29 protein-coding genes and 1 tRNA gene are annotated in these 24,386 nt (G+C 65.4%); 22 read left to right on the top strand and 8 right to left on the bottom strand.

The window, feature by feature from the left end:
- Positions 1–13 precede the first annotated feature (13 nt).
- A complete protein-coding gene (locus ABIB58_RS01855) occupies positions 14–751 on the bottom strand; it encodes an arginyltransferase (RefSeq protein WP_354038778.1) in 738 nt (245 codons plus the stop codon).
- A 114-nt stretch (positions 752–865) separates the two neighbouring features.
- The gene (locus ABIB58_RS01850; protein WP_354038775.1) at positions 866–1,756 is read right to left on the bottom strand and encodes a flagellar motor protein MotB; all 891 of its coding nucleotides are present in this window, start codon (positions 1,754–1,756) and stop codon (positions 866–868) included.
- Positions 1,757–1,872: 116 nt separating this feature from the next.
- Here ABIB58_RS01850 and ABIB58_RS01845 point away from each other — a divergent pair, with 116 nt between their 5' ends.
- The gene (locus tag ABIB58_RS01845) at positions 1,873–2,733 is read left to right on the top strand and encodes an NAD(P)-dependent oxidoreductase (protein ID WP_354038773.1); all 861 of its coding nucleotides are present in this window, start codon (positions 1,873–1,875) and stop codon (positions 2,731–2,733) included.
- 3 nt (positions 2,734–2,736) lie between these two features.
- Here the strand turns inward: ABIB58_RS01845 and ABIB58_RS01840 are convergent, their stop codons facing one another.
- Positions 2,737–3,228: a GNAT family N-acetyltransferase gene (locus tag ABIB58_RS01840; RefSeq protein WP_354038771.1), complete on the bottom strand. Its 492-nt coding sequence runs from the start codon at positions 3,226–3,228 to the stop codon at positions 2,737–2,739.
- Complete coding sequence (gene hemB, locus ABIB58_RS01835; RefSeq protein ID WP_354038769.1) at positions 3,228–4,226, bottom strand: porphobilinogen synthase; 999 nt, start codon at positions 4,224–4,226, stop codon at positions 3,228–3,230. Before hemB ends, ABIB58_RS01840 begins: the two co-directional genes overlap by 1 nt.
- 112 nt (positions 4,227–4,338) lie before the next feature.
- On the opposite strand from hemB, the gene ABIB58_RS01830 reads away from it, so the two are divergent.
- The 13 genes from ABIB58_RS01830 to ABIB58_RS01775 all read left to right on the top strand — a co-directional run bounded on the left by ABIB58_RS01830 (position 4,339) and on the right by ABIB58_RS01775 (position 16,263).
- Positions 4,339–5,208: a class I SAM-dependent methyltransferase gene (locus tag ABIB58_RS01830; protein ID WP_354038767.1), complete on the top strand. Its 870-nt coding sequence runs from the start codon at positions 4,339–4,341 to the stop codon at positions 5,206–5,208.
- A gap of 131 nt (positions 5,209–5,339) precedes the next feature.
- A complete protein-coding gene (hemA, locus tag ABIB58_RS01825; protein ID WP_045811172.1) occupies positions 5,340–6,566 on the top strand; it encodes a 5-aminolevulinate synthase in 1,227 nt (408 codons plus the stop codon).
- Positions 6,563–6,763 (top strand): DUF6898 family protein, encoded by a 201-nt coding sequence (locus ABIB58_RS16390; protein ID WP_045811171.1) that lies wholly within the window; start codon positions 6,563–6,565, stop codon positions 6,761–6,763. The genes hemA and ABIB58_RS16390 overlap by 4 nt, the downstream gene beginning before the upstream one ends.
- A 547-nt stretch (positions 6,764–7,310) precedes the next feature.
- Positions 7,311–8,594, top strand: a complete 1,284-nt coding sequence (gene glyA, locus ABIB58_RS01820; RefSeq protein WP_045811170.1) for a serine hydroxymethyltransferase — start codon at positions 7,311–7,313, stop codon at positions 8,592–8,594.
- Positions 8,595–8,601: 7 nt separating this feature from the next.
- The gene (gene nrdR, locus ABIB58_RS01815) at positions 8,602–9,072 is read left to right on the top strand and encodes a transcriptional regulator NrdR (RefSeq protein WP_039245113.1); all 471 of its coding nucleotides are present in this window, start codon (positions 8,602–8,604) and stop codon (positions 9,070–9,072) included.
- Positions 9,072–9,692 carry a RibD family protein gene (locus ABIB58_RS01810; protein ID WP_354038766.1) on the top strand — a complete coding sequence of 207 codons (621 nt, stop codon included), beginning with the start codon at positions 9,072–9,074 and terminating at the stop codon, positions 9,690–9,692. The genes nrdR and ABIB58_RS01810 overlap by 1 nt, the downstream gene beginning before the upstream one ends.
- Before the next feature lie 65 nt (positions 9,693–9,757).
- Complete coding sequence (locus ABIB58_RS01805) at positions 9,758–10,360, top strand: riboflavin synthase (RefSeq protein WP_354038765.1); 603 nt, start codon at positions 9,758–9,760, stop codon at positions 10,358–10,360.
- Positions 10,360–11,496 (top strand): 3,4-dihydroxy-2-butanone-4-phosphate synthase, encoded by a 1,137-nt coding sequence (ribB, locus tag ABIB58_RS01800; RefSeq protein ID WP_185224198.1) that lies wholly within the window; start codon positions 10,360–10,362, stop codon positions 11,494–11,496. The genes ABIB58_RS01805 and ribB overlap by 1 nt, the downstream gene beginning before the upstream one ends.
- Positions 11,493–11,954 (top strand): 6,7-dimethyl-8-ribityllumazine synthase, encoded by a 462-nt coding sequence (gene ribH, locus ABIB58_RS01795; RefSeq protein WP_161639139.1) that lies wholly within the window; start codon positions 11,493–11,495, stop codon positions 11,952–11,954. Before ribB ends, ribH begins: the two co-directional genes overlap by 4 nt.
- On the top strand, positions 11,951–12,475 hold the full coding sequence (gene nusB, locus ABIB58_RS01790) for a transcription antitermination factor NusB (RefSeq protein WP_039245120.1): 525 nt from the start codon (positions 11,951–11,953) through the stop codon (positions 12,473–12,475). Before ribH ends, nusB begins: the two co-directional genes overlap by 4 nt.
- Positions 12,475–13,464, top strand: a complete 990-nt coding sequence (gene thiL, locus ABIB58_RS01785) for a thiamine-phosphate kinase (protein WP_185224196.1) — start codon at positions 12,475–12,477, stop codon at positions 13,462–13,464. The genes nusB and thiL overlap by 1 nt, the downstream gene beginning before the upstream one ends.
- Positions 13,465–13,506: 42 nt before the next feature.
- Positions 13,507–13,938, top strand: coding sequence for a hypothetical protein (locus tag ABIB58_RS01780; RefSeq protein WP_185224195.1), 432 nt, complete (start codon positions 13,507–13,509; stop codon positions 13,936–13,938).
- Between the two features lie 177 nt (positions 13,939–14,115).
- Positions 14,116–16,263, top strand: a complete 2,148-nt coding sequence (locus ABIB58_RS01775; RefSeq protein WP_354038763.1) for a sodium-translocating pyrophosphatase — start codon at positions 14,116–14,118, stop codon at positions 16,261–16,263.
- A gap of 79 nt (positions 16,264–16,342) precedes the next feature.
- On the opposite strand, the gene ABIB58_RS01770 is transcribed toward ABIB58_RS01775, so the two are convergent.
- The gene (locus ABIB58_RS01770; RefSeq protein ID WP_045811163.1) at positions 16,343–16,822 is read right to left on the bottom strand and encodes an outer membrane protein assembly factor BamE; all 480 of its coding nucleotides are present in this window, start codon (positions 16,820–16,822) and stop codon (positions 16,343–16,345) included.
- Positions 16,823–16,913: 91 nt separating this feature from the next.
- Between ABIB58_RS01770 and ABIB58_RS01765 the strand changes: the two genes are divergently transcribed.
- From ABIB58_RS01765 to ABIB58_RS01735, 7 genes are all read left to right on the top strand, one after another.
- Positions 16,914–17,438, top strand: a complete 525-nt coding sequence (locus ABIB58_RS01765; RefSeq protein WP_045811162.1) for a ubiquinol-cytochrome C chaperone family protein — start codon at positions 16,914–16,916, stop codon at positions 17,436–17,438.
- Positions 17,439–17,443: 5 nt separating this feature from the next.
- A complete protein-coding gene (locus tag ABIB58_RS01760) occupies positions 17,444–17,962 on the top strand; it encodes a YceD family protein (RefSeq protein WP_045811161.1) in 519 nt (172 codons plus the stop codon).
- Between the two features lie 139 nt (positions 17,963–18,101).
- On the top strand, positions 18,102–19,145 hold the full coding sequence (plsX, locus tag ABIB58_RS01755; RefSeq protein WP_045811160.1) for a phosphate acyltransferase PlsX: 1,044 nt from the start codon (positions 18,102–18,104) through the stop codon (positions 19,143–19,145).
- Positions 19,142–20,119 (top strand): beta-ketoacyl-ACP synthase III, encoded by a 978-nt coding sequence (locus ABIB58_RS01750; protein WP_045811159.1) that lies wholly within the window; start codon positions 19,142–19,144, stop codon positions 20,117–20,119. Before plsX ends, ABIB58_RS01750 begins: the two co-directional genes overlap by 4 nt.
- Positions 20,120–20,196: 77 nt before the next feature.
- Positions 20,197–20,505, top strand: coding sequence for an integration host factor subunit alpha (locus tag ABIB58_RS01745; protein ID WP_026108237.1), 309 nt, complete (start codon positions 20,197–20,199; stop codon positions 20,503–20,505).
- Between the two features lie 5 nt (positions 20,506–20,510).
- Positions 20,511–20,918 (top strand): MerR family transcriptional regulator, encoded by a 408-nt coding sequence (locus ABIB58_RS01740; protein ID WP_045811158.1) that lies wholly within the window; start codon positions 20,511–20,513, stop codon positions 20,916–20,918.
- A gap of 59 nt (positions 20,919–20,977) precedes the next feature.
- Positions 20,978–21,054: transfer RNA gene (locus ABIB58_RS01735), tRNA-Pro, on the top strand.
- A gap of 77 nt (positions 21,055–21,131) precedes the next feature.
- Here the strand turns inward: ABIB58_RS01735 and ABIB58_RS01730 are convergent.
- Together ABIB58_RS01730 and ABIB58_RS01725 are read right to left on the bottom strand one after the other, a co-directional pair.
- On the bottom strand, positions 21,132–21,326 hold the full coding sequence (locus ABIB58_RS01730; protein ID WP_045811727.1) for a DUF2842 domain-containing protein: 195 nt from the start codon (positions 21,324–21,326) through the stop codon (positions 21,132–21,134).
- Entirely contained in the window at positions 21,326–21,577 is a 252-nt protein-coding gene (locus ABIB58_RS01725) for a hypothetical protein (protein ID WP_017503900.1), read from the bottom strand. Before ABIB58_RS01725 ends, ABIB58_RS01730 begins: the two co-directional genes overlap by 1 nt.
- 134 nt (positions 21,578–21,711) lie before the next feature.
- Here ABIB58_RS01725 and ABIB58_RS01720 point away from each other — a divergent pair, with 134 nt between their 5' ends.
- Positions 21,712–22,812: a COX15/CtaA family protein gene (locus tag ABIB58_RS01720; protein WP_045811726.1), complete on the top strand. Its 1,101-nt coding sequence runs from the start codon at positions 21,712–21,714 to the stop codon at positions 22,810–22,812.
- Here the strand turns inward: ABIB58_RS01720 and ABIB58_RS01715 are convergent.
- The gene (locus ABIB58_RS01715) at positions 22,781–24,166 is read right to left on the bottom strand and encodes an alkaline phosphatase PhoX (RefSeq protein WP_045811725.1); all 1,386 of its coding nucleotides are present in this window, start codon (positions 24,164–24,166) and stop codon (positions 22,781–22,783) included. The genes ABIB58_RS01720 and ABIB58_RS01715 overlap by 32 nt on opposite strands.
- Positions 24,167–24,386 lie beyond the last annotated feature (220 nt).

Below are 24,386 nucleotides of genomic sequence, written 5' to 3'. Positions count from 1 at the left end.
GGCGAAGGGCGCCTCAGGCGTCGCGGCGTGACCAGCCGAGCTTGCCGAGGGTTTCCATCGGGTGGAAGTCGGCCTTGTAATCCATCTTGGCCGAGCCCTGGACCCAATAGCCGAGATAGACGAACGGCAGACCGACGATGGCGGCCTGGCGCACATGGTCCAGGATGGCGAACCGGCCCAGGCTGCGCCGCTCCATCGTCGGATCATAGAAGCTGTAGACCATCGACAGGCCGTCTTTCAGCAGGTCCGTCAGGGTTACGGCGATCAGATCGCCCGGCCCGCCGTCGGTGGAGGGTAGGCGGTATTCGATCAGATGGGTGCGCACGGCCGTGTCCTCGACCATGGCGACGTAATCCAGCCAGCCCATGTCGCTCATGCCGCCGGTCGGATGCCGCATGGTCAGATAGCGGCGCAGAAGCTGGAACTGTTCGGTCGTCGCCTCGGCTTCAACCAAGTCGCGCGACAGGTCGGCGTTGCGGGCCAGCACCTTGCGCTGCGAACGGCTGAACGTGAACTCCGGAACTGGCAGCCGCACCGAAACACAGGCGTCACACGCTTCGCAGGCCGGGCGATAGGCGATGTTTTGGCTGCGGCGGAAGCCGGCTAGCGTCAACTCGTCATTGACGTGCGCGCCGTCCGAGAAGGGCAGGTTGGCGAAGACCTTCCGCTCCGTCTTGCCCGGCAGATAGGGGCACGGCGCGACCGAGGTCATGAAGAAGCGAAGCTGTCGGGTCGGTACGTGCTGGGTCACGGCCTCAGGTCCGCATCCGATCTTGCCAATATTGCGACGACACAACGCTCATCGCGCGATTTGGCGTCATCCGTGTTCCGGCTGCAAGCCTGTTCGCGTTGCAGCCGAGCCGGATCACAGCGAGGTGTCCGACGGCAGGACCGGCGCCTCGCGCAACAGCACGATGGCGATGCGGCGGTTCCCTGCCAGGGTCGGGTCGTCCGGATAGAGCGGGTCGGATCCCGCCTTGCCCGCCACCGAATAGACCCGGTCGGGATCGACGCCCGAACCTTGCAGCACCAGACGCGAGCCGTTGGCGCGCTCGGACGACAGGCTCCAGTCGGCAGGTGCGCTGGCGCGGCTGGAGCCGGGCGCGGCGCTGGTGTGTCCGGTGATGGAGATGCGGTTCGGCAACTGGTTGATCACCTTGGCCACGGCGCGCAGCAGCACCTGCGCGCGGGCGTTGGGTCGGGCCGAGTTGTTGTCGAACATCGACCGGCCTTCCTGATCGACCAGCTGGATGCGCAGTCCCTCGGGGGTCTGGTCCACGATCAGCTGTTTCGACAGTTCGGCCAGTTCCGGCATCGACTGCATGGCCTGCCGCAGCGATTCGGCGGCGCTGGCGAACTCGGCCGCCTCACGCTTCTGGATTTCGTCCTGCAGCGCCGCGTCGCTGGCGGAAGACAGGCTGGAGCCCGTCTGATCGGTGGCGGGCGCCTCGGGCGCCAGTTCTTCCAGCACCGACTGTGAGCCGGCGCTCTTGACGCCGTCGTCGCCCAGCGATGTCCCGCCCAGAATACCGCCGGAACCCGACGTCGTCTCCGACACGCTGGCCGGTGCGAAATATTCGGCGATGCCGCGCTTCTGCTCCGGGTCGGTCGTGTTGATCAGCCACATCAGCAGGAAGAAGGCCATCATGGCGGTCACGAAGTCCGCATAGGCCACCTTCCACGCACCGCCGTGGTGGCCTCCGCCGGAGACCTTCTTGACCTTCTTGATGAGGATCGGACGATCGCTCACGGACATGGACGCGCACCCCGACGAATGGTTTCCCATTGTGGGCTGGCCAAGGTTAACCGGGCGTTGACCTTGAACCCCGGCGCGGCGGGGCTTAGTCCGACGGCAGGATCAAGGAGCCTGTCATGAAGATCGCATTCGCCGGCCTGGGCGTCATGGGCGCCCCTATGGCGCGTCATCTGGTCGAGGCGGGCCACGACGTGACCGGTTTCAACCGTACTGTCTCAAAAGCCGAGGCCTGGGCGGCGGCGACGGGCGGCAAGGCTGCGGCGACGGTGGCTGAGGCGGCGCAGGGCGTGGACCTGTTCATCCTGTGCGTCGGCAACGATGCGGACGTGCGGGCCGTCGTGACCGAGGCCTTGCCGCATCTGTCGGAGGCCGCCGTGATCGTCGATCACACGACGACATCGGCCAAGGTAGCGCGCGAAATGGCCGAACGGGCGGACGGTCAGGGGAGGGCATTCATCGATGCGCCGGTGTCGGGCGGCCAGGCGGGCGCCGAGAACGGACAGCTCAGCGTCATGGCCGGTGGGGATGCCGCCGCCCTGGCGAGGGTTGAGCCCGTGCTGAAGGCCTATTCCAAGGCCATCAAACATATGGGACCGGCCGGCTCGGGCCAACTGACCAAGATGGTCAATCAGATCGCCATCGCCGGCGTCGTCCAGGGTCTTGCCGAAGCGGTCCACTTCGCTCAGGTCGCGGGACTGGACACCGACGCCGCCTATGAGGCCGTGTCCAAGGGCGCCGCGCAAAGCTGGCAGATGGACAATCGCTGGAAGACGGCGGCCAAGGGCGAGTTCGACTTCGGCTTCGCCGTGGACTGGATGCGCAAGGACCTGGGTCTGGTGCTGGACGAGGCGCGCACGAACGGCGCGCGCCTGTCCCTGACGGCCCTGGTCGATCAGTTCTACGCCGAGGTTCAGGCCATGGGCGGAAACCGCTGGGACACGTCCAGCCTGACGGCGCGACTGCAACCCCGCGACTGACGCCTAGAGCCGGCGGTGCATGATGTGCAGGCCGACCGGGCCGTGCGTCGGGTGATCGAAGGCTTCGGAGACCGTGCCGATGATCTCGAAGCCCAGCGTCTTCCACAGCGCCACCGCGACGGTATTCGTCTCGACCACGGCGTTGAACTGCATGGACCGGAAGCTGGCGTCACGAGCGAAAGCCAGCGCAGCCTCGCCCAAAGTGCGGGCCACGCCGCGCCCGCGCGCCTCGGGCGCGACCATGAAGCTGCCGTTCGCGACGTGGACGCCGTTGCCCTGCTGGTTCGGAATGATCTTGGCGGCGCCCAGCACCTGACCGTCCTCGACCGCGACCAGGGTTCCGCCCGGCGCGGGCGGCGTCCAGAGGACGCGCGCCTGATCCTCGGTCATGTCCAACGGATAGGTATAGGTCTCGCCTGCGCGGGTGACGGTCTCGATGATAGGCCACAGGCCCGGCCAGTCGGCCTCCGTGATCGGCCGGATCTCCACGCCCATCAGCCCAGCAGCCGTGCGGCCTGCGGTGCGAAATAGGTCAGCACGCCCGCGCAACCCGCGCGTTTGAACCCGTGCAGGGCTTCAAGGATCGCGCGGTCCTGGTCCAGCCAGCCATTGGCGATGGAGGCCTGCATCATCGAATATTCGCCCGACACCTGATAGGCGAAGGTGGGTACGCGGAAGGTCTCGGACACCCGCCGGACGATATCCAGATACGGCATGCCCGGTTTGACCATCACCGCATCTGCGCCTTCCGACAGGTCCATCGCCACCTCCTTCAGCGCCTCGTCCGAGTTGGCGTAATCCATCTGATAGGTCTTCTTGTCGCCCTTCAGCATCGCCGAGGAGCCCACGGCGTCGCGATAGGGACCATAGAAGGCCGAGGCGAACTTGGCGGCGTAGGACAGGATCAGCGTATCTTGAAACCCGTTGGCCTCCAGCGCCTCTCGCACCGCCTGGATGCGGCCGTCCATCATGTCCGACGGGGCCACGACATCGGCGCCCGCATGGGCGTGGATGAAGGCCTGTTCGGCCAGCCGGTCCAGCGAGGCGTCGTTGGCGATGCGGTCGCCCTCCATCACCCCGTCGTGGCCATGGTCGGTATAGCAGTCCAGCGCCACGTCGGTCATGACGCCGATCTCGGGCGCGGCGTCCTTGATCGCCTTGATGCAGTCGGGGATCAGGCCGTCGGGGTCGGTCGCGCCGGTGCCGACGGCATCCTTGATCGCGCCATCGACATTGGGGAACAGGGCCACCATCGGAATGCCGAGGTCGCGCGCCTCGACCGCCGCCGCCGCCGCCGCCTTGGGGGAAAGCCGAAACACGCCGGGCATGGAGGCGACCGGGACGCGATCCTCGGCGCCATCATGAACGATCAGCGGCCAGATCAGATCGGCCGGCGTCAGGGTCGTTTCCGCCACCAGCCGCCGCACCCACGGGCTGGACCGCAGGCGGCGCGGACGGGCGAGCGGGAAGGGGGCGGGCTGATAGGGAAGCATGGCGAGACCTTGGGAAATCCAGCGTCGGACTAGCGCCGCAATGACCGGTGCGCAAATCGCGTGATGCGTCGGATCGTTTCGTGCGTGATGACGGCTTGCGCGGATCGGCGAAATGCGAGCCTATCGCGACAAATCGATGGAGACGATGATGATCGGCAAATTGACGGCGGGTGCAACGGCCCTGGTTTTGGCGGCAGGTCTGTCCGGCTGCATCATCATCGACTCGGATGGCGGCGAGCGGACCGTCGTCACACCCGCGTCGGACTATGCCTTGATGGTCGATCAAGCAGCGGCTGACGCAGAAGCAGCGCGCTATTCTAGTCTCTATGCCGATGCGGTCGCCGATTCCAAGCGTCCGGCCGAAGAGGTCGCGCGTGATCCGCTGCGTCACCCGGCCGAGATTCTCGCCTTCGCTCAACTGGAGCCGGGCGACAAGGTCGCCGACATTCGCCCCGGCGCCGGCTATTTCACGCGGCTGTTTTCCGACGTGGTCGGCCCGACCGGTCGGGTCTACGCCTTCGTGCCCGAGCGGACGATGGCGCGCGAGAACGCCGGGGCCGATGCGCTTGTCGCGGCCTATTCGAACGTGACGCGCGTCAACGGCCTGCTGGACTCCATGACCTTCGCCGAGCCGCTGGACATGATCTTCATGAGCCAGGAGTACCACGACTTCCACATCCCCGGCTTCAACACCGACGTGGCCAGGATGAACGCGGCGTTGTTCGCGGCGCTGAAGCCCGGCGGCCGCTACATCCTGATCGACCATGAAGCCGCGCCCGGCACGGGCATCTCGGCGGTTCAGACCCTGCACCGCATCGAAGGCGACTATCTGAAGCGCGAGGTCGAGGTGGCGGGCTTCGTCTTCGAGGGCGAGAGCCAGGCCGTCGCCAATCCCGCAGACGACCACAGCCTGAACGTCTTCGACGAGAAGATCCGCGGCAAGACGGACCAGTTCGTCTATCGCTTCCGCAAGCCGGGCTGATCGATCTCAATACTGAGAACTGTTATCAATTAAGGGTTTGGGGCGTTTTGTCCATGCGGCGGACATGGACAAGCCCGCTTCGGGAGAGCAAACAACGCAAAGACATCGCCATAAGCGAAAGAACGCGTAGTTTGTTCGACTATAAGGCCGCCTTTAATAGCTCCGTGGAGCAGGTTCGCAGCGAAGGGCGCTATCGCGTCTTCGCCGATCTGAAGCGCGTGCGCGGTCAGTTTCCGCAGGCCGTGCGTCGCCGCGAGGATGGCTCCGAACAGGACGTCGTCATCTGGTGCTCGAACGACTATCTCGGCATGGGCCAGCACCCCGTCGTGCTGGACGCCATGCATAACGAGATCGATGCGGTAGGCGCCGGCGCCGGCGGCACGCGCAACATCTCCGGCACGACCCGTTCCGCCGTCGATCTGGAAGCCGAACTGGCCCACTGGCACCAGAAAGAAGCAGCCCTGCTGTTCACCTCGGGCTATGTCGGCAACGAGGCGACGCTGTCGACCCTGCAGAAGATCCTGCCGGGCCTGATCACCTTCTCCGATTCGCTGAACCACGCCTCGATGATCGCCGGCATCCGCCACGGCGGCGGCGAGCGTCACGTCTTCATGCACAACGATCTGGCGCATCTGGAGGCCCTGCTGGCGGCGGCGCCGGCCGATGCGCCCAAGCTGATCGCGTTTGAGAGCGTCTATTCGATGGACGGCGACATCGCCGATCTGGCCGGCACGATTGCGCTCGCCAAGAAATACGGCGCCCTGACCTATCTGGACGAGGTCCATGCGGTCGGCCTGTATGGCGAGACCGGCGCCGGCGTCGCCGAGCGCGACGGCGTGCTGGATCAGATCGACATCATCGAATGCACTCTGGGCAAGGCGATCGGCGTGATGGGCGGCTATATCGCCGCCGACGCCATGATCATCGATGCGGTGCGCAGCTGGGCCTCGGGCTTCATCTTCACCACCTCGCTGCCACCCGCATTGACGGCGGGCGCGCTGGCCTCGGTGCGTCACCTGAAGGCCCATCCCGAACTGCGCGTCCAGCACCAGGAACGCGCAGCGACCCTGAAGGCCCGCTTCGCCGCCGCCGGCATCCCTGTGATGGAAAGCGAGAGCCATATCGTGCCTGTGCACGTCGGCGATCCGGTCCACTGCAAGATGATCTCGGACATGCTGCTGGACGAGTACGGCGTCTATGTTCAGCCGATCAACTATCCGACCGTCCCCAAGGGGACCGAGCGCCTGCGCTTCACGCCGTCGCCGAACCACACCGACGCCATGATGGATCATCTGGTTCAGGCGATGGACAAGCTGTTCGCCCACTGCAACGTGGCGCGCCGACCCGCCGCCGCATGACGACGGACGACGACCCCCGCTTGGACTTGGGGGAGGTCATCGTCGAGTTCACCCGCAACGGCCCCTACCTCAAATGCTCGGCCATCCATGTCGCGACAGGCCGAGAGGTTAGCGCGATGGGGCCAGTCAATGAGCCCAAGTCCGTCGAACGTGTGGCGATCGCCAAGCTAAGGCGGGCATTGTTCAGCGGGCTTTAACACAGCGCGATTGAATCGACTCTGACGTTGAACGATGGTTCCCTTCGCACTTGGGAGGATACCATGTTGCAACCGGGCAGCCCGCCGATTTTAGGGTTTGGCGCGTTCTCGATTTTTGCAGCTCTAGCAGGTCTTGTCTTGCTGGTTGGTGCGGACCATTCCGCGCCAGGATGCACAGGTCCGAGGGTTGAGCGTTGCGACTATCTTGATACGGCCAAGACTGCCGTATCGACGCGGAGCTGGCGTAAATTTAGGCCAGATTACGGTTACGAGATCATCGATCTAGGATCGTCGGTTCGTGTTCAGCAATATCTTCCCAACGGCTTCTTGGCCTTGTTTGAGGGACCGGCCGTTGTGATTGACAAGGCAAGTTGCAGGGTCTGCTTTTTCCAAGTTCGAGAATCCACGGATTACGATAAGAACATAAGGTTCTCGCGCTTCCCTGGCCCTACGCCGTAAGCGGCTTATCGAAGGCTGACCACAAGATGTTGTGGTCGCGCGCGGCTGGGGATAGATAGGCCAGCTTCTGATTTCCGGGGATTCCAGCGTGACGGCCTTCACCCACGACGCCTATTTCACCAAGACGCTCACTGACGCCGACCCGGATGTCTTCAAGGGCATTCAGGGCGAGCTGGGCCGTCAGCGCGAACAGATCGAGCTGATCGCTTCCGAGAATATCGTATCTCAGGCGGTGCTGGACGCGCAGGGTTCGGTCCTGACCAACAAATACGCCGAAGGCTATCCCGGTCGTCGCTATTACGGCGGCTGCGAGTTCGTCGACGTGACCGAGGACCTGGCGCGTGAGCGGGCCAAGCAACTGTTCGGCGCCGCCTTCGCCAACGTCCAGCCCCACTCGGGCGCGCAGGCGAACCAGGCGGTCTTCTTCACCCTGCTGCAGCCCGGCGACACCTTCCTGGGCATGGATCTGGCCTGCGGCGGACACCTGACGCACGGTTCGCCGGCGAACCAATCGGGCAAGTGGTTCCGCCCCGTGACCTACAAGGTGCGCGAAGACACCCACCTGATCGACTACGATCACGTCGCCGAAATGGCCGAGCGTGAGAAGCCCAAGCTGATCCTGGCCGGCGCCTCGGCCTACAGCCGCCACATCGACTTCCAGCGCTTCCGCGAGATCGCCGACAGCGTCGGCGCCTATCTGATGGTGGATATGGCCCACTATGCGGGTCTGATCGCCGGCGGCGCCTATCCGGACCCGATCCCGCACGCCCACGTCGTCACCACGACGACGCACAAAACCTTGCGCGGCCCGCGCGGCGGCATGATCCTGTCCAACGACGTTGATCTGGGCAAAAAGATCAACTCCGCCGTCTTCCCCGGCCTGCAAGGCGGCCCGCTGGAACACGTCATCGCGGCCAAGGCCGTGGCCTTCGGCGAGGCGCTGAAGCCCGAGTTCAAGGGCTATGCCCAACAGGTGGTCAAGAACGCCCAGGCTCTGTCCGGCGTCCTGATCGAGCGCGGCCTGGCCATCGTCTCGGGCGGCACCGACAGCCACCTGGCCCTGGTCGACCTGCGGCCCAAGGGCGTGACCGGCAAGGCGACCGAGCATGAGCTCGAAAAGGCGCTGATGACCTGCAACAAGAACGGCGTGCCGTTCGACACCGCTCCCTTCACCGTCACCTCGGGCGTCCGCCTGGGGACCCCGGCTGGCACCACGCGCGGCTTCGGCGAGGAAGAGTTCAAGCAGATCGGTCACTGGATCGCCGACGTCGTCTCGTCGATGAACGGCGGCGACGAAGCCGATCCGGCCGTGGTCGCAGGCGTCGCGGCCCAGGTGCGAGAGTTGACGCACCGCTTCCCGATCTACGGATAAGCGCCTGATGAAGTGCCCTTTTTGCGGTCATCAGGACACCCAGGTGAAGGACAGCCGGCCGTCGGACGACGGCTCGGCCATCCGACGTCGCCGGTCCTGCCCGAACTGCAACGGGCGCTTCACGACGTTCGAACGCGTGCAATTGCGTGAACTGGTCATCCTGAAACGCAACGGGCGACGCACGCCCTTCGACCGCGACAAGCTGGAACGTTCGCTGGGCGTGGCTCTGCGTAAGCGCCCGGTTCAGGCCGATCAGGTCGAGCAGATGGTCAACCGGATCGTCCGCCAGCTGGAAAGCCTCGGCGAGACCGAAATCCCGTCCAGCACGGTCGGCGATTTCATCATGAAGGCGCTGAAGGGCGTGGATGAGGTGGCCTATGTCCGCTACGCCTCGGTTTATAAGGATTTCCGCCACACCGGCGACTTCGCCAAATTCCTGGGCGACGAAGGGTTCGACGAACCGTCCGGCAAGGCCTGATGCGGGTCACGTTGAAACTGGCGACCTCCCTGGACGGACGGATCGCCACGGCCTCGGGCGAGAGCCAGTGGATCACCGGCGAAGCCGCGCGGCTTGAAGGGCACCGCCTGCGCGCCGCACACGACGCAATCCTGGTCGGTGTCGAGACGGTTCTGCATGACGATCCCGAACTGACCGCCCGCCTTCCGGGGCGCAGCGTGGATCAGCCCTTGCGCGTCGTGCTGGACAGCCGGTTGCGCACGCCGCAGGCGGCGAAGGTCGCGGGCGAAAACACTCTGATCCTGACCGCCGCGGAACCGCGCACGATCGGCGCCGCCAAGGTCGTGCAGGTCGCCGACGAGGATGGTCGTCCGACCATCCCGGCCGTGCTGAAAGCTCTGGAAATCGCTGGTGCAACCTCGCTTCTGATCGAAGGCGGCGGCCAGGTCGCGGCCGCCTTCCTGCGCGCAAACGCCGTCGATGCGCTGGAATGGTTTCGGGCGCCGATCCTGCTGGGCGGAGAGGGACGGCCCTGCGTCGCCGCCCTGGCTCTTGCAAAGCTGGCCGACGCCCCCAAGTTCCGTCGCCTGGGCGTCGAGCCCGTCGGGGACGATCTGTGGGAACGTTACGCCCGTCTCTGACGCCGTCCAATTAGACGATTAGACGAATTAGACGGTATTTTTCTCCCAAGGGGTCCAGAGTCCAAATGTTCACCGGCATCGTCACCGACATCGGCCGCGTCCGCGAGGTCCGCGAGACCGACCGCGATCGTCGTTACGAGATCGAGACCGCCTGGAACACCGACGGCATCGACCTGGGCGCCTCCATCAGCCACGCGGGCTGCTGCCTGACGGTGACCGAAAAGGGCCACGATGCTCGGGGGGGCTGGTTCGCCGTCGAGGTGTCGAACGAGACCCTGTCCAAGACCACCCTGGGCGCCTGGAAGACCGGCGACGGCGTCAATCTGGAGCGGGCCGCCAGGCTGGGCGACGAGATGGGCGGCCACGTCGTGTCCGGCCACGTGGACGGTCTTGGGCGGGTGATTTCGATCACGCCCGAAGGCGGATCGCATCGGATTGAGGTCGAGGCCCCGGCGCCCCTACACCGCTATATCGCCGCCAAGGGGTCGATCACGGTCGACGGCGTGTCTCTGACCGTCAACGCCGTCGAGGGTCAGGTCTTCTCGCTGAACATCATCCCGCACACCTGGGACGTGACGACCCTGGGCCACTTGAAAGTGGGTGATCCGGTCAATCTGGAGATCGACATGCTGGCGCGATACCTCGCGCGGTGGCAGGAGACCGCGTGATGCAAGCCCAGGCCGCGAACATGAACGACAGCCCGATCAGTCCCATCGAGGACATTCTGGAGGACGCCCGCAACGGCCGTCCCTACATCCTGGTGGACGCCGAGGATCGCGAGAACGAAGGGGACATCATCATCCCCGCCCAGTTTGCTACGCCGGACCAGATCAACTTCATGATCCGCCAGGCGCGCGGCCTGGTGTGCCTGGCTCTGACCGCCGAACGCGCACAGCAACTGCGCCTGCCGCCGATGGCCGCCGACAACCGCGAGAGCATGAAGACTGCCTTCACCGTCTCGATCGAGGCCAAGGACGGCGTGACGACCGGCATCTCGGCCGCCGACCGCTCGCGCACCATTCATGTGGCGACCGATGCGTCCAAGGGCATGGACGACATCGTCTCGCCCGGCCACATCTTCCCCCTGGTGGCCCGCGACGGCGGCGTTCTGGTCCGCGCCGGCCACACCGAGGCGGCTGTGGATATCAGTCGCATGGCCGGCCTGACCCCCGCCGGGGTGATCTGCGAGATCATCAAGGACGACGGCGACATGGCGCGGATGCCCGATCTGGTCGCCTTCGCCCAGCTGCACGGGCTGAAGATCGGCACCATCGCCGACCTGATCGCCTATCGCCGTCGCACCGAACGCTTCGTCGAGCGGATCATGGATACGCCGTTCGAGAGCGTTCACGGCGGACCGTTCCGCCTGATGCTGTACAGGAACACGATCGAGGGCGCCGAGCACGTGGCCCTGGTCAAGGGACGGATCGATCCGGCCAAACCGACTCTGGTGCGGATGCACCAGGTGGACTTCGCCTGCGACCTGCTGGGTCACGTCGAGGCGCGCCAGGACTATGTGCCCAGCGCCCTGAAACAGATCACCGACCATGACGGTCCCGGCGTCGTCGTCTTCCTGCGCGATCCGTCGCTGAACTCGCTGGCCGAACGGCTGGCGGGCGCGGACAAGCCGGCGGCGATGGATCGCTCGTTGCGCGCCTATGGCGTGGGAGCTCAGATCCTGCTGGATCTGGGTGTCAGGGATATGATCGTGATGAGTTCGACGCGACCCGAGCCGACGGCGCTGGAAGGCTACGGCCTGCGCATCGTCGGCTGGCGCGACATGGATGGAGAAACCAAGGCGTGACCGAAGCCCCCCGTATTCTGATCGTCGAGGCGCGCTTCTACGACGACCTGGCCGACGCCCTGCTGGAAGGGGCCAAGGAGACGCTGAAGGCGCGTGGCGCCGACTTCGATGTCATCACCGTGCCCGGCGCGCTGGAGGTGCCGCCGGCCATCGCCCTGGCCGAGGAGGCGGGCCGCTTTCCGACCGCCCCCCGCTATGACGGCTATGTCGCGCTGGGCACGATCATCCGTGGCGAGACCTACCATTTCGAAATCGTCTCCGATCAGTCGGCGGCCGGCATCATGGCTCTCGGCGTCAAGGGCGTCATCATCGGCAACGGCATCCTGACGACCGAGGACGAAGATCAGGCCTGGTATCGGGCCCGTCTTTCGGAAGGGGATAAGGGCGGCGGCGCGGCCAAGGCGTGCCTGGACCTCATTGCATTGAAGAAGCGGTTGCGTCATGGCGTCGGCGCATGACTGAACCGAACAGCGTCAAAGCCGTCCTCGAACAACTCGCCGAAGCCGAAAAGCAGCGCGCCGAGCCCAATCTGAGCTCCAAACAGCGTCGCGCTCGCACAGTGTCGCGTCTCGCCGCCGTCCAGGCCCTGTATCAGATGGAACTGGCCGGCGAGGGCGTGGAGACGGTGATCACCGAATTCTCCAACTTCCGCTTCGACGCCGATATCGAGGGCCAAGCCCTGGCCGAGGCCGATGAGGCCTATTTCGCCGACATCGTGCGCGGCGTGATCGAAAGCCAGCGCGACATCGACACGGCTATCAAGGCCCGCCTGGCCTCCAACTGGAAGCTGGAGCGGATCGACGCCACCCTGCGCGCCCTGCTGCGTTCGGGCGCCTGGGAGCTGATCAAGCATCCCGAGACGCCGCGCGAGGTCGTGATCGACGAATATGTCGAACTGGCCAAGGCCTTCTTCGACGACGCCGAGGCGCGCTTCGTCAATGCGGCGCTGGACGGCGTGGCCAAAGACACCCGCAAATAATGCCGGCGCTCGACGTCGCGGGCGAGTTCGAGACGATCGAGCGGCTGTTCAAGCCTCTTGCCCATCCCGAGTGGGGCAGGGGGCTGGCCGACGATGTGGCGGCGCTGCCGTCACGCCCCGGCTATGACCTCGTTCTGACCAAAGACGCCATCGTCGAGGGGGTGCATTTCCTGCCTGACGATCCGCTGGACACGGTCGCCAGGAAGCTGCTGCGGGTCAATCTGTCGGACCTGGCCGCCAAGGGCTCAGAGCCGTTCGGCTATCTGCTGTCCTGCTTCTGGTCCGAGCGCTGCGGCTGGCCCGAGCGTGAGGCCTTCGCCGCCGGACTGGCTGAAGATCAGGCGCGGTTCGGCGTTCACCTGCTGGGCGGCGACACGGTCAGGACACCCGGCTCGCTGTCCTTCTCTCTGACGGCCTTGGGGTGGGCCCCGACGGGCAAGAGCGTTTCTCGCGCCGGCGCGCAGGTCGGCGACCTCGTCTTCGTCACCGGTGTGATAGGCGACGGCCTTCTGGGCCTCAAGGCGGCGCAAGGACAGTTGGCTCTGGCGCCCGAGCGGATGGAAGCCTTGGTCAGCCACTACCGGATGCCCACGCCCCGGACCGACTTCGCCGACATTGTGCGCGAGTACGCCACAGCATCCGTCGATGTGTCTGACGGCCTGGCCGCCGACCTGGCCCACATTGCGCAGGCCAGCAGGGTCGGCGTGTCGCTCAATCTGAACGTCCTGCCGCTGTCCGCTGCCGCCCAGGCCTGGTTCGACGACCGGGTCGATCCGCAGCTGTCGCTGGAAGACCTCGCCAGCGGCGGCGACGACTATGAGATCGCCTTCAGCGCCCATCCTCGCCACGGAGACGCCCTGCGTCGCGAGGCCGAGCGCCGACTGATTCGCCTGACCCGCGTCGGCGAAGTCACCGCAGGTCAGGGCCTGACGGTTCTTTACGACGGTCAGCCCGTGCCGATGTCCAGAAACGGCTGGACCCACGGCTGACGTGGCAAGGGAATCCTAACGCCCGTCGGGCAGGATGTCGTCATGGACCGTAGAACCCTGATCGCAGCCGGAACCGCCGCCCTGACGGGCGCCGTCGCCAGTCGCGCTTCCGCGTCCGGCAGCGAAACGGAGTCCGCGCCGGCAGCCCTGAGCATCGCAGGGCTCGGCCTGCCCGTCATTGAGGACGGGCGTTTGCGCAATTACGTGTTCGTCGCCCTCCGGCTCGAACTGGGCGCCGGCAAGACCGTCGAGCAGATGAAGCCCAAGGAGGCCTTTTTCCGCGACGCCGTCGTCCGCGCGGCGCACAAGACGCCCTTCACCGTGCCCGGCGACTGGACACGCCTGGACGAGCGGGCCCTGTCCGCCTCGCTGGTGGCCGCGTCTGCGGCGATCTCGGGGCGCGGCTCCGTTCGGCGCGTCGAGGTGGTCAGCCAGTCGCCGCGTCGCCGCACGGGCATGCAGACCGCCCGCTGACCCGGCTGACCGACCGCTGTTGCGTCACTCCGCCTGCCATGACAGGCTCCCTTAGCAAATCCCAAAGAACGCACTGACGCGTTCGCCGCGTGCGGGGGGACCGGAAGGCGGACAGAGGCGATAACGCCCGACCGCGCCAAGGCCTGCGCGCCTGTTTGCAAGGGCATGGAAACGCCAATGACGAACTCACTTACGCTGGTCTTCGCGGCCGGTGTGCTGGCGGTGCTGTATGGCACCGCTCAGACCGCCGTGCTGATGAAGGCGAGCACCGGCAACGACAAGATGCGAGAGATCGCCGCCGCGATCCAGGAAGGCGCCTCGGCCTATCTGAAGCGGCAATATCTGACCATCGGCATCGTCGGGATCGTGATCCTGATCGCCGCCTATTTCCTGATCGGCGCTTACGCCGCCATCGGCTTCCTGATCGGCGCCGTCCTGTCCGGCGCGGCCGGTTATGCCGGGATGCTGATCTCGGTGCGGGCCAATGTGCGCACGGCTCAGGCGGCGTCCGAAAGCCTGTCCAAGGGATTGAACCTGGCGTTCCGCTCGGGCGCCATCACGGGCATGTTCGTGGCAGGCGGCGCCCTGATTGGGGTGTCAGGCTACTACATCGTGCTGACCCAGCATCTGGGCTTGCCCTCAACGGGCCGCGAGGTGATCGACGGGCTGGTGGCGCTGGGCTTCGGGGCCTCGCTGATCTCGATCTTCGCGCGCCTGGGCGGCGGCATCTTCACCAAGGGCGCCGACGTGGGCGGCGACATGGTGGGCAAGGTCGAAGCGGGTATTCCCGAAGACGATCCTCGCAACGCCGCGACCATCGCCGACAACGTGGGTGACAACGTCGGCGACTGCGCCGGTATGGCGGCCGACCTGTTCGAGACCTATGCCGTGACGACCGTTGCGACCATGGTGCTGGCCGCGATCTTCTTCCGGGGGCAGCCCTATGTGGATCTGATGATGGTGCTGCCGCTGGCGATCTGCGCGGTGTGCATCGTGACCTCCATCGTCGGCAGCTTCTTCGTGCGGTTGGGCAAGTCCAAGAACATCATGGGCGCCCTTTATCAGGGCCTGATCGTCACGGGCGTCCTGTCCATCGGCGCGGTCTGGTTGGTGATCGACCAGATGGTGACGGGGCCGATCGTCACGGCCAGCGGTCTGGAGATCCAGCCGATGGCGCTGTTCTGGTCCGGCATGGTCGGGTTGGCGGTGACGGCGGCGATCGTGGTCGTGACCGAATACTACACCGGATCCGGCTTCCGTCCGGTGCGATCGGTCGCCAACGCCTCTGTGTCCGGGCACGGCACCAACGTCATTCAGGGCCTGGCCGTCTCGCTTGAGGCGACGGCGCTGCCGGCGCTGACGATCATCGTCGGCATCGTGGCCAGCTTCCAGCTGGCCGGCCTGTTCGGCATCGCCATCGCCACCACGACCATGCTGGGCGTGGCGGGGATGATCGTGGCGCTGGACGCGTTCGGGCCCGTCACCGACAACGCCGGCGGCATCGCCGAAATGGCGGGCCTGCCGAGCGATGTGCGGCATTCGACGGATGCCCTGGACGCCGTGGGCAACACGACCAAGGCCGTGACCAAGGGCTATGCCATCGGTTCGGCGGGCCTCGGCGCGCTGGTGCTGTTCGCCGCCTATACGTCGGATTTGCAGTATTTCTCGGCCAACCCGGCGGACTATCCCTTCTTTGCAGGTATGGGAGAGATCGCTTTTGATCTGACCAATCCCTACGTCGTCGTCGGCCTGCTGTTCGGGGGGCTGCTGCCTTTCCTCTTCGGCGGGATGTCGATGATGGCGGTGGGACGCGCCGCCGAATCAGTCGTCGCGGAAGTGCGGCGCCAGTTCCGCGAGAACCCCGGCATCATGACCTATCAGGTAAAGCCGGAATACGGCCGGGCGGTCGACATCCTGACGAAGGCGGCGATCCGCGAGATGATCGTGCCGTCTCTGTTGCCAGTGCTGTCGCCGATCGTCCTGTTCGTCGCGGTGCTGGGCATTTCGGACAAGGCGAACGCCTTTGCCGCTCTCGGCGCCATGCTGATGGGTGTGATCGTCACCGGCCTGTTCGTCGCCATTTCCATGACGTCGGGCGGCGGCGCGTGGGATAACGCCAAGAAGGTGATCGAGGAAGGTTTCACCGACAAGAACGGCGTCGTCCACGGCAAGGGTTCGGAGGCCCACAAGGCGGCCGTGACCGGCGATACGGTGGGCGATCCCTACAAGGACACGTCGGGTCCGGCGGTGAACCCGATGATCAAGATCACCAACATCGTCGCCTTGCTGCTGCTGGCGGTGCTGGCGAGCGGGACCATCGGCTAGGCTGAAACATACAGCCCTTACGACAACGCCCCGGAGAGCGATCTCCGGGGCGTCTTTGCTTTTGGGGCGATGAGCCGCCTTAGTCGGGGCGGCGCTGGCCGGGGGTGTCGTCCTCGGTGCGGGGCAGTTGGCCACGGCCGACGTTGCCCAGCAGTTGTTCCAGAACGGTCAGCTCGCGACCGCGCGTCGGCGTCTCGTTGCTGTTCATGGCGATCTGCTCGCCGTCCGTCAGGCCGAGAGTCCGCACCGACGCCACCTGATCGCCCTGCGGGACGAAGGTGATCTCGGTCACCGTGCGGGTCGAAACCTTGGGCAGGTTGTATGTATATTTCTCAGTCGTCTGGCTGATGTAATACCAGACCTGATCAGGCTCGAACGTCGAGGTGGTCGAAGGCGAACCCAGCTTGGCGAGGACGGTTTCCTTGGTGTCCGTGCCGGCGACCACGTCTTGCGGCTTGGCGTCGATGGCCTGGAAGCCGTTGGAGCCGATGGTCGGGGCGCAGGCGGCGGACAGGCCGGCCAGCGAAACAGCGACGAAAAGCGGGACGAAACGGGACATGGTCGGGCGCCTGCGAGAGAACAAGGTCTTTGACCTAGACGGACCTGCGTCCTAGTTCAACGGCGCGGCGGAAAAGGGGCTGTTGGAACCCATGCTGAAAAACCTGTTCAAACCCCGATCCGGCGTCCGTCTCGGCGACGATCTCTACGCCAAGGCCGTCAGCCAGGCCCGCAATCCGGCCTTCTACACGCGCCTGGCGGTCGACGACCGCATCGACGCGCGATTCGAACTCTACACGCTGCATGTGCTGTTGCTGGTGCTGCGGCTACGCGATGAAAACACGGCTCAGGGCCAAGATGCGGCTCAGGCGGTCTTCGACGTCTATGTCTCGGCGCTGGATCACGTCTTGCGGGAGGAAGGCGTGGGCGACGTCGCCGTCGGCAAGAAGATGCGTAAACTGGGAGAGGCCCTGTATGGCCGGATGAACGCCTATGAGCAGCCGCTGCGCGCCGGCGATGCGACGGTTCTGGCCGAGGCGATGGCGAAGAATGTCTACGCGGATCCGCAAGCGCCCCATGCGGACACATTGGCGCGTTATGCGCTGACGACACGCGCAGCCCTGGCGGCGCAGGATTTCAACAAGGTGCTGGCGACGCCAGCATGGGCGGAAGTTTGAAAGAGATGAGCGCGACGCTCCCCTACAGCGAAACGGTGCGGGTCAATCAGATCGGCGCGGGCCTGAGCCGCCGGCTTGAACCGGATGCGGAGACCCGCAAGCGAATCGCCCGTAGCCTGGATCTTCAGGGGCTGGATGATTTCGCCGTCGATCTGGAGATCAAGCCGACGCCGTCGACCAGCGAATGGACGATGAAGGGCAGGGTGACCGCGCATGCGGTGCAGACTTGCGGCCTGACCCTGGAACCCTTGCCGGTCGATGTGGATCGGCGTTTTTCCATTCAGCTTGTCGAAGCCAAGCCCGAGGAAACCGACGAGATCGAGGTCACGCTGGATGAAGACGACGCCGACGTGATCGAGGACGGCAAGATCGACCTGGGCCAGTATGCGGTCGAACAGTTGGTGCTCTCGCTTGATCCGTTCCCGCGCAAGCCGGGCGCGGAGTTCGTGCAACCTGAGGAGCCGACGGAGATTTCGCCGTTCGCGGCCCTGAAGGCGCTCAAGCCCAAAGACGACCAAGGCTGAGGTTGACGTAGGGGCCGGGTGGTTGCATCCCCCGGCTTCGGCGCTATCGTCCAGCGCATCCTGCCAAGCGTCGCGCGACAAGACGACGCGGCCATAAGAGGTCCATTTGCCAGCCCCAGTTACGATCTCGCTTGACGCCATGGGCGGCGATCACGGGCCCTCCGTCGTCGTTCCCGGCATCCGCAGCTATATCCGCACCCACGATGGCGAGGGGGTGCGCTTCCTGCTGCATGGCGACGAGGCCAAGATCGCGCCGGAGTTGGCGCGTTGCGGCCTGGCGGCGGACGTCTGCGAAATCCATCACACTGACAAGGTCGTGGCCATGGACGAAAAGCCGGCCCAGGCCATGCGGCGCGGCAAGGGCTCCAGCCTTTGGAACGCCATCGAGGCGGTGAAGACGGGCCAGGCGGCCGGCGTCGTCTCGGCCGGCAACACCGGCGCCCTGATGGCGATCTCGAAACTGATTCTGCGGATGTCTGCGCCCGGGCTTGAGCGTCCGGCCATCGTCGCCAGCTGGCCCACCTTCAAGGGCCACACGGCGGTTCTGGACGTCGGCGCCAACATCGGCAGCGATGCGGAGCAGCTGGTCGAGTTCGCCATCATGGGCGAAGCTTTCCAGTCGGCCGTGCGCGGCGTCGCGCGCCCGACTATCGGCCTGTTGAACGTCGGTTCGGAAGACATGAAGGGCAACGAACAGGTCAAGGAGGCGCACGCCATCCTGCGCGATGGGCCGTTCGACCTGAACTATCATGGCTTCGTCGAGGGCGACGATATCGCCAAGGGCACGGTGGACGTGGTGGTGACCGACGGCTTCACCGGCAACATCGCGCTAAAGACCGCCGAAGGCACGGCGCGCTATATTTCCGCCCTGTTGAAAGAGGCCCTGACCTCCAACCTGCAATCCAAGCTGGGCGCCGTCATCGCCATGCCGGCGTTGAAGAAGATGCGCCAGAAGATCGACCCCAGCGCCATCAACGGCGGCCCTCTGTTGGGCCTAAACGGCATTGTCGTGAAGAGCCACGGCGGCGCCGACGCCAAGGGCTTCGGCAACGCCATCCGCATCGCTGTCGATCTGGCCCGCAGCGACTATATGAGCAAGGTGGGGGACAACCTGGGCAAGCTGGACGCGGTGTTCGATCATGCCGCCAAGCCCGCCGCAGCCGTGGGAGAACCCCTCCAGTGACCGTCACCCGCAGCGCCGTGACCGGCGTCGGCTCCTATCTGCCGGAGGAGATCGTCACCAACGCCGACCTGGCCAAGTTCGTCGACACATCCGACGAATGGATTCAGGAGCGCACCGGCATCAAGCAACGTCATAAGGCGCGCGACGACCAGCCGACCAGCGATCTGGCGGTCGAGGCCGCCAGGAAGGCGCTCGCCGACGCGGGCAAGGCGGCGTCCGACGTCGATCTGATTATCGTGGCCACCACAACGCCCGACATGACCTTCCCGGCGGTCGCGTCGATCGTCCAGGCCAAGCTGGGCGCGGGCGTCGGCATCGCCTTTGATGTTCAGGCCGTCTGCTCCGGTTTCGTCTATGCGCTCAGCGTCGCCGACGGATTCGTGGCGCGCGGCCTGTCGAAATGCGCCCTCGTTATTGGGGCCGAAGAGATGACGCGGCTGATGGACTGGACCGACCGGACCACCTGCGTCCTGTTCGGCGACGGGGCCGGCGCCGTGGTGCTGGAACCGCGCGAAGGGCAGGGGACATCGGACGACCAGGGCATGCTGGGCTTCGCCTTACGGGCCGACGGGTCCAAGACCGACCTGCTCTATGTCGATGGCGGCCCCGCGACGACCGGCACCGTTGGCCACCTCCGCATGGCCGGAAACCAGGTCTTCCGTCATGCCGTCGTGAATATTGCCGAAGGCATAACCGCCGCCTGCGCCGCCGCAAACATCCAGATCGCGGACGTCGACTGGTTCGTGCCGCACCAGGCCAACCAGCGAATCATCAAGGGCGTCGGCGACCGGCTAGGTCTGGACGAGAACAAGGTGATCTCGACCGTCGCGACCCACGCCAACACCTCGGCCGCCTCGATCCCGCTGGCGCTGGACGCTGCGATCCAAGACGGGCGGATCAAGAAGGGCGATATGGTGCTGCTTGAGGCCATGGGCGGCGGCCTGACCTGGGGTGCCTGCGCGCTTCGGCTGTAATCGACATCGAGGCATTGATTTTTCGGGGGCTTTGCGCCCCTATGGATGCGAGCGGATCGCATGACAGCGGGGATACGATGGCAGGCCAACAGACCGTGACGCGCGCCGACTTGTGCGAAGCCGTGCATGAAGAGGTCGGCCTGTCGCGTCAGGAATGCTCCAGCCTGGTCGAGCGCACCCTGGAACTGATCGTCGAATCGCTTGAGCGCGGCGAGACGGTGAAACTGTCCGGCTTCGGCGTCTTTCAGGTGCGTGAGAAGCGCGCACGGATGGGCCGCAATCCCAAGACGGGCGAACCGGCGGCGATCAACCCGCGCCGGGTCATCAGCTTCCGCGCCTCACAGATCATGAAAAGCCGGGTTCACGACGCCGTCGTCGAGGCCTGATCGCGGTGGCCAAGAGCGCCGACGCCTTCCGAACCATTTCTGAAGCGGCCGAAGAGGTCGGCGCGCCGCAGCATGTCCTGAGGTTCTGGGAAACGAAGTTCGATTTCGTCACGCCTGTGAAACGGGCTGGCGGGCGTCGCTTCTATCGGCCCCAGGACATCGCGGTGCTGAAGGCGGTCAAACGCCTGCTGCACGACGATGGGCTGACGATTCGCGGCGTCCAGCGTCTGCACAAGGAACAGGGGCTGAAAAAGCTGATCGGGGCGGAGGCCGCTGCACTGATCGACGACGGCGATGTCACGTTCGCTACGGCGACTTCCGATGTCGCGCGGGCCGAAACCTCGAAATTGCATCAGGTTCTGGCCGATCTGGAGCAGGCCAAAGCGCGTCTGGACGCCGTTCTTTCACGGTAGGTGGAAAAGTCGTTTTAGCGTTTGCGGACAGCGGTCCCCCCGTCTATAGGGAGCGCCTTCGGAGCGTGGCGCAGCCTGGTAGCGCACTTGACTGGGGGTCAAGGGGTCGCAGGTTCGAATCCTGTCGCTCCGACCATTCTTGAAAAAGAATGATGATGGTGGGGTCGTCCTTGCGGGCGGCCCCATCGCCGTATCTGGAGGCAGGTTCGGCGCTCAGCCGCGCTCGGCCCATCGCAGCAGCGGGATGAGCGGCAGGCCCCAGGCGGTCCCGCCGATGCCGAAGAACAGGAAGTCGATCCACTGCGACGGCGGCAGCAGTCCGCGCAGGGCGATCAGGCCCCAAACCCAGAAAACGAGAAAGAGCAGCACGCCGATCGCGGCGACGAAGCGACGCAGACGCGGCGGCATCAGCGCTTGTTCCGGAACAGGAAGAAGGCCACGAGACAGATGCCCGATCCGACGAGCGCCCACGGCACCCAGACCCAGCTGTCCATCGTGCTGACCGCGAAGACCCGCACCGCCAGAAACCATCCGCAGGCCAGGCCGATCCCGGACACAAGGCTTGTGCCGCCAAAGCCGCGCCGGCCCGTCAGAAGGTCCGCGATCCAGGCCAGCAGCAGGCCGCCTGCGACGGCGGCGGCGATATCGGCGTATTGCAACCCTGATCTCCTGCGGCAACAGCGCCGTTAACTCAATCCGACTCGATCTTGTCGCTTGGGGCGGGCATACCGCACCGGTCGCGTCTGGTCTTCGTTCGACGCGACACCATATCCGGGTCAGTGTCAGGCGTCGAATGAACCGTTTCGGAAATCCAGATCGTAACCGCGCCGTCGCCGTGTGGCTCTTCACTACGGCCGCCGTCGTCTTCCTGATGGTCGTGATCGGCGGCATCACGCGGCTGACGGGCTCGGGCCTGTCGATCACGGAGTGGAAGCCCATCATGGGCGCGATTCCGCCTCTGAACGACGCCCAGTGGGCCGAGGCCTTCCAGAAGTACAAGCAGATCCCGCAGTACGCGCAGGTCAACGCCGGCATGAGCCTGGGCGAGTTTCAGGGCATCTTCTGGTGGGAGTGGCTGCACCGGCTGATCGGGCGTCTGGTGGGTATGGTGTTCGCCCTGCCGCTGATCGTCTTCCTGCTGTGCCGTCTTGGGCCGGCCCGGTCGGTATTCCACCAGTGGGCGATGCCCAATCGCCTGATCTGGCGCTGTGTCCTGCTCCTGGCCTTGGGCGGCCTTCAGGGGCTGATCGGATGGTGGATGGTGTCTAGCGGCCTGTCCGAGCGTGTCAGCGTCGCGCCGGAGCGTCTGGCCACACATCTGGGTCTGGCGTTCGTGCTGTTCGCCGCCCTGATCTGGACGGGGCTGGAGGCCTGGAACGGCGAGGATCACGGCCGGCCGCCGTCGGGTTGGGCGAGGGGCGCCGGCCTGCTGCTCGGCGCGGTCTTCCTGCAATGTCTGCTGGGCGCCCTGGTTGCGGGCGGTCATGCGGGGCTGGTCTATACCGACTGGCCGCTGATGAACGGCGCCGTTTTGCCGCCGGCCGACTGGAGCCTGGGCGCGGTCGCCTTTCTGCATGATCAGGCGCTGACGCAGTTCAATCACCGACTGGTCGCCTATGGCCTGCTGATCGCCGTCAGCATTTATGCCTTCCAGGCCTGGCGCTGGCGCGTGGCGGAGGGAATGGGCTTCGGCGCCTTTGCGCTTGCGGGTGTGATCTGGTTCCAGGCTCTGCTGGGGATCGTGACCCTGGTGCACGCGGTTCCGGTGTGGCTGGGCGTGCTGCACCAGGCGGGCGCCGCAATCGTGCTGGCGACGGCCACCGTGAACCTATGGTTGGTGCTGCGGGCTCAGCCGCGCATCTTCATGTCCGGACCGAGGACCATGGGCCTCTGATCGCCAGAGTCATGCCGGGGTACATGATGTTGACGAACAGCACCTCGCCATCCGGCGAGAAGCAGGCGCCGGCGAACTCGGAGTTGCCGGTGAAGACATTGCGGCCGATCGTATAGACCTTGCCCTCTGGCGTGACGCCTTTCAGGTGATTGCGGACGTCCGAGGAATAGTTGTCCTCGCACAGGATCAAGTGTCCCCAGGGCGCGACGGTAATGTTGTCGGCCATATTCATCGTCTTCGGGTCCGTGCTTTCCACGAACAACTGCAGCCGGTCCGCCGCGCCGTTCAGACCGGGGACCAGCCGCATGACCTGACCGCGGCGGATTGGCCCGCCCGAGGTTGCGGTGAAATACAGTTCGTCATCGCCCCACCAGACGCCTTCGCCCCGCGCCACCCAGGCCGCGCCGGACGCATGACCGCGCTTGGCTAGGTCGCCATTGGGAGATTCGACGTCGTCCAGATCAATCCATTCGATCTCCCTCCAATCCCCGACAGCCCAGGTGCGAGCGTCCTGATTGCGGGTGTCGGCCGAGGGCGCGCCCTTCCAGGCCATCGCCTGAAGCCGGCCGCCCTCTCTCAGCCTGCCGGGCGCATTGGGAATGAAGCGATAGAAGAGGCCGGCGTTGTCGTCTTCGGTCAGATAGACGACGCCGGTGCGGGGATCGACGCAGACGGCCTCGTGATCGAAGCGACCCATGGCCTTGAGCGGCACCGGATCGACCAGGGCGGTTGCGGTCGCCGGCACTTCGAAGACCCATCCGTGAGCCTTGGTCACATCGGCGTCGGCCGGCGTCTCCAGCGTTTCCTCGCAGGTCAGCCAACTGCCCCACGGCGTCGGGCCGCCGCAGCAGTTGGTCGAGGTGCCGGCCAGCGTCAGATGTCGGCTGACCATCCGGCGGGTCGCCAGATCATAGACGATGGTGGAACAGCCGCCGGGCAGGGGGCGGCCATTCTTATAGGTGTCGTAGCCCTTGGTGGCGTCCAGCAGGTCAAGCCGTTCCTCACGAAGGCCGCCGGGGCCGAGGTTGCGATGCAGGCCGCTGGAGCCTTTCAGCTCGTGATTGACGACCAGGGCCACGCGAGACCCTTCCAGCGGGAAACAAGCCATGCCGTCAGGCTGACCCGGAGCTAACAAGCCGTCATCCATCGTGTCTCCGCTCTGGGCCACGACCTGATAGGAAAAGCCTTCGGGCAGATCGAGCAAGCGATTGGGATCGCGCAGCAGCGGGCCGTAGCCATGGACCTCGTTGACGTAGGTCTCTTCACCCGCCGTCTGAGCGGCGGCATGACGAGCCAGTCCCGAGAAGGCGGCGGCTGCGCCCGTGGCGATCAGACCGCGACGATGAAGGATCATGAAGGGACTCCAGAGCTGTCGTCTTTGCGATGCCCGCCTATAATCATCCTTTGATGACGTTTTATGTTACGCCGTAACGCTGCCTAGCCTCTTCGCGTCGGGTATTTTAATACCGTATTTTAAAAACTCAGTTGAAACAATGCGTTGTGGCAAATGTGATGTTGTTTAGTGCGTTGACGCGACCAATCGTCTCCTGTATCAGCGCGCCTTCATTCGGTTC

Origin of the sequence: Brevundimonas sp. UYEF29 (assembly GCF_040546195.1) — a bacterium.
Lineage (GTDB): Bacteria > Pseudomonadota > Alphaproteobacteria > Caulobacterales > Caulobacteraceae > Brevundimonas > Brevundimonas huaxiensis.
Note: the sequence above shows the minus strand (reverse complement) of the source record. Positions and strands in the feature narration are given on the sequence as shown.

What these genes read in the sequence shown, in the direction of transcription:
- thiL (WP_185224196.1), top strand. Translation starts at nt 12,475, where the DNA reads ATGCCGGCGCTCGACGTCGCGGGCGAGTTCGAGACGATCGAGCGGCTG.
- ABIB58_RS01760 (WP_045811161.1), top strand. Translation starts at nt 17,444, where the DNA reads ATGAGCGCGACGCTCCCCTACAGCGAAACGGTGCGGGTCAATCAGATC.
- ABIB58_RS01730 (WP_045811727.1), bottom strand. Translation starts at nt 21,326, where the DNA reads ATGCCGCCGCGTCTGCGTCGCTTCGTCGCCGCGATCGGCGTGCTGCTC.
- ABIB58_RS01780 (WP_185224195.1), top strand. Translation starts at nt 13,507, where the DNA reads ATGGACCGTAGAACCCTGATCGCAGCCGGAACCGCCGCCCTGACGGGC.
- plsX (WP_045811160.1), top strand. Translation starts at nt 18,102, where the DNA reads ATGGGCGGCGATCACGGGCCCTCCGTCGTCGTTCCCGGCATCCGCAGC.
- ABIB58_RS01770 (WP_045811163.1), bottom strand. Translation starts at nt 16,822, where the DNA reads ATGTCCCGTTTCGTCCCGCTTTTCGTCGCTGTTTCGCTGGCCGGCCTG.
- ABIB58_RS01720 (WP_045811726.1), top strand. Translation starts at nt 21,712, where the DNA reads ATGAACCGTTTCGGAAATCCAGATCGTAACCGCGCCGTCGCCGTGTGG.
- ABIB58_RS01775 (WP_354038763.1), top strand. Translation starts at nt 14,116, where the DNA reads ATGACGAACTCACTTACGCTGGTCTTCGCGGCCGGTGTGCTGGCGGTG.
- ABIB58_RS01845 (WP_354038773.1), top strand. Translation starts at nt 1,873, where the DNA reads ATGAAGATCGCATTCGCCGGCCTGGGCGTCATGGGCGCCCCTATGGCG.
- ABIB58_RS01840 (WP_354038771.1), bottom strand. Translation starts at nt 3,228, where the DNA reads ATGGGCGTGGAGATCCGGCCGATCACGGAGGCCGACTGGCCGGGCCTG.
- nusB (WP_039245120.1), top strand. Translation starts at nt 11,951, where the DNA reads ATGACTGAACCGAACAGCGTCAAAGCCGTCCTCGAACAACTCGCCGAA.
- ribB (WP_185224198.1), top strand. Translation starts at nt 10,360, where the DNA reads ATGCAAGCCCAGGCCGCGAACATGAACGACAGCCCGATCAGTCCCATC.
- ABIB58_RS01805 (WP_354038765.1), top strand. Translation starts at nt 9,758, where the DNA reads ATGTTCACCGGCATCGTCACCGACATCGGCCGCGTCCGCGAGGTCCGC.
- ABIB58_RS01850 (WP_354038775.1), bottom strand. Translation starts at nt 1,756, where the DNA reads ATGTCCGTGAGCGATCGTCCGATCCTCATCAAGAAGGTCAAGAAGGTC.
- ABIB58_RS01765 (WP_045811162.1), top strand. Translation starts at nt 16,914, where the DNA reads ATGCTGAAAAACCTGTTCAAACCCCGATCCGGCGTCCGTCTCGGCGAC.
- ABIB58_RS01745 (WP_026108237.1), top strand. Translation starts at nt 20,197, where the DNA reads ATGGCAGGCCAACAGACCGTGACGCGCGCCGACTTGTGCGAAGCCGTG.
- ABIB58_RS16390 (WP_045811171.1), top strand. Translation starts at nt 6,563, where the DNA reads ATGACGACGGACGACGACCCCCGCTTGGACTTGGGGGAGGTCATCGTC.
- ABIB58_RS01810 (WP_354038766.1), top strand. Translation starts at nt 9,072, where the DNA reads ATGCGGGTCACGTTGAAACTGGCGACCTCCCTGGACGGACGGATCGCC.
- nrdR (WP_039245113.1), top strand. Translation starts at nt 8,602, where the DNA reads ATGAAGTGCCCTTTTTGCGGTCATCAGGACACCCAGGTGAAGGACAGC.
- ABIB58_RS01715 (WP_045811725.1), bottom strand. Translation starts at nt 24,166, where the DNA reads ATGATCCTTCATCGTCGCGGTCTGATCGCCACGGGCGCAGCCGCCGCC.
- hemB (WP_354038769.1), bottom strand. Translation starts at nt 4,226, where the DNA reads ATGCTTCCCTATCAGCCCGCCCCCTTCCCGCTCGCCCGTCCGCGCCGC.
- ABIB58_RS01830 (WP_354038767.1), top strand. Translation starts at nt 4,339, where the DNA reads ATGCGAGCCTATCGCGACAAATCGATGGAGACGATGATGATCGGCAAA.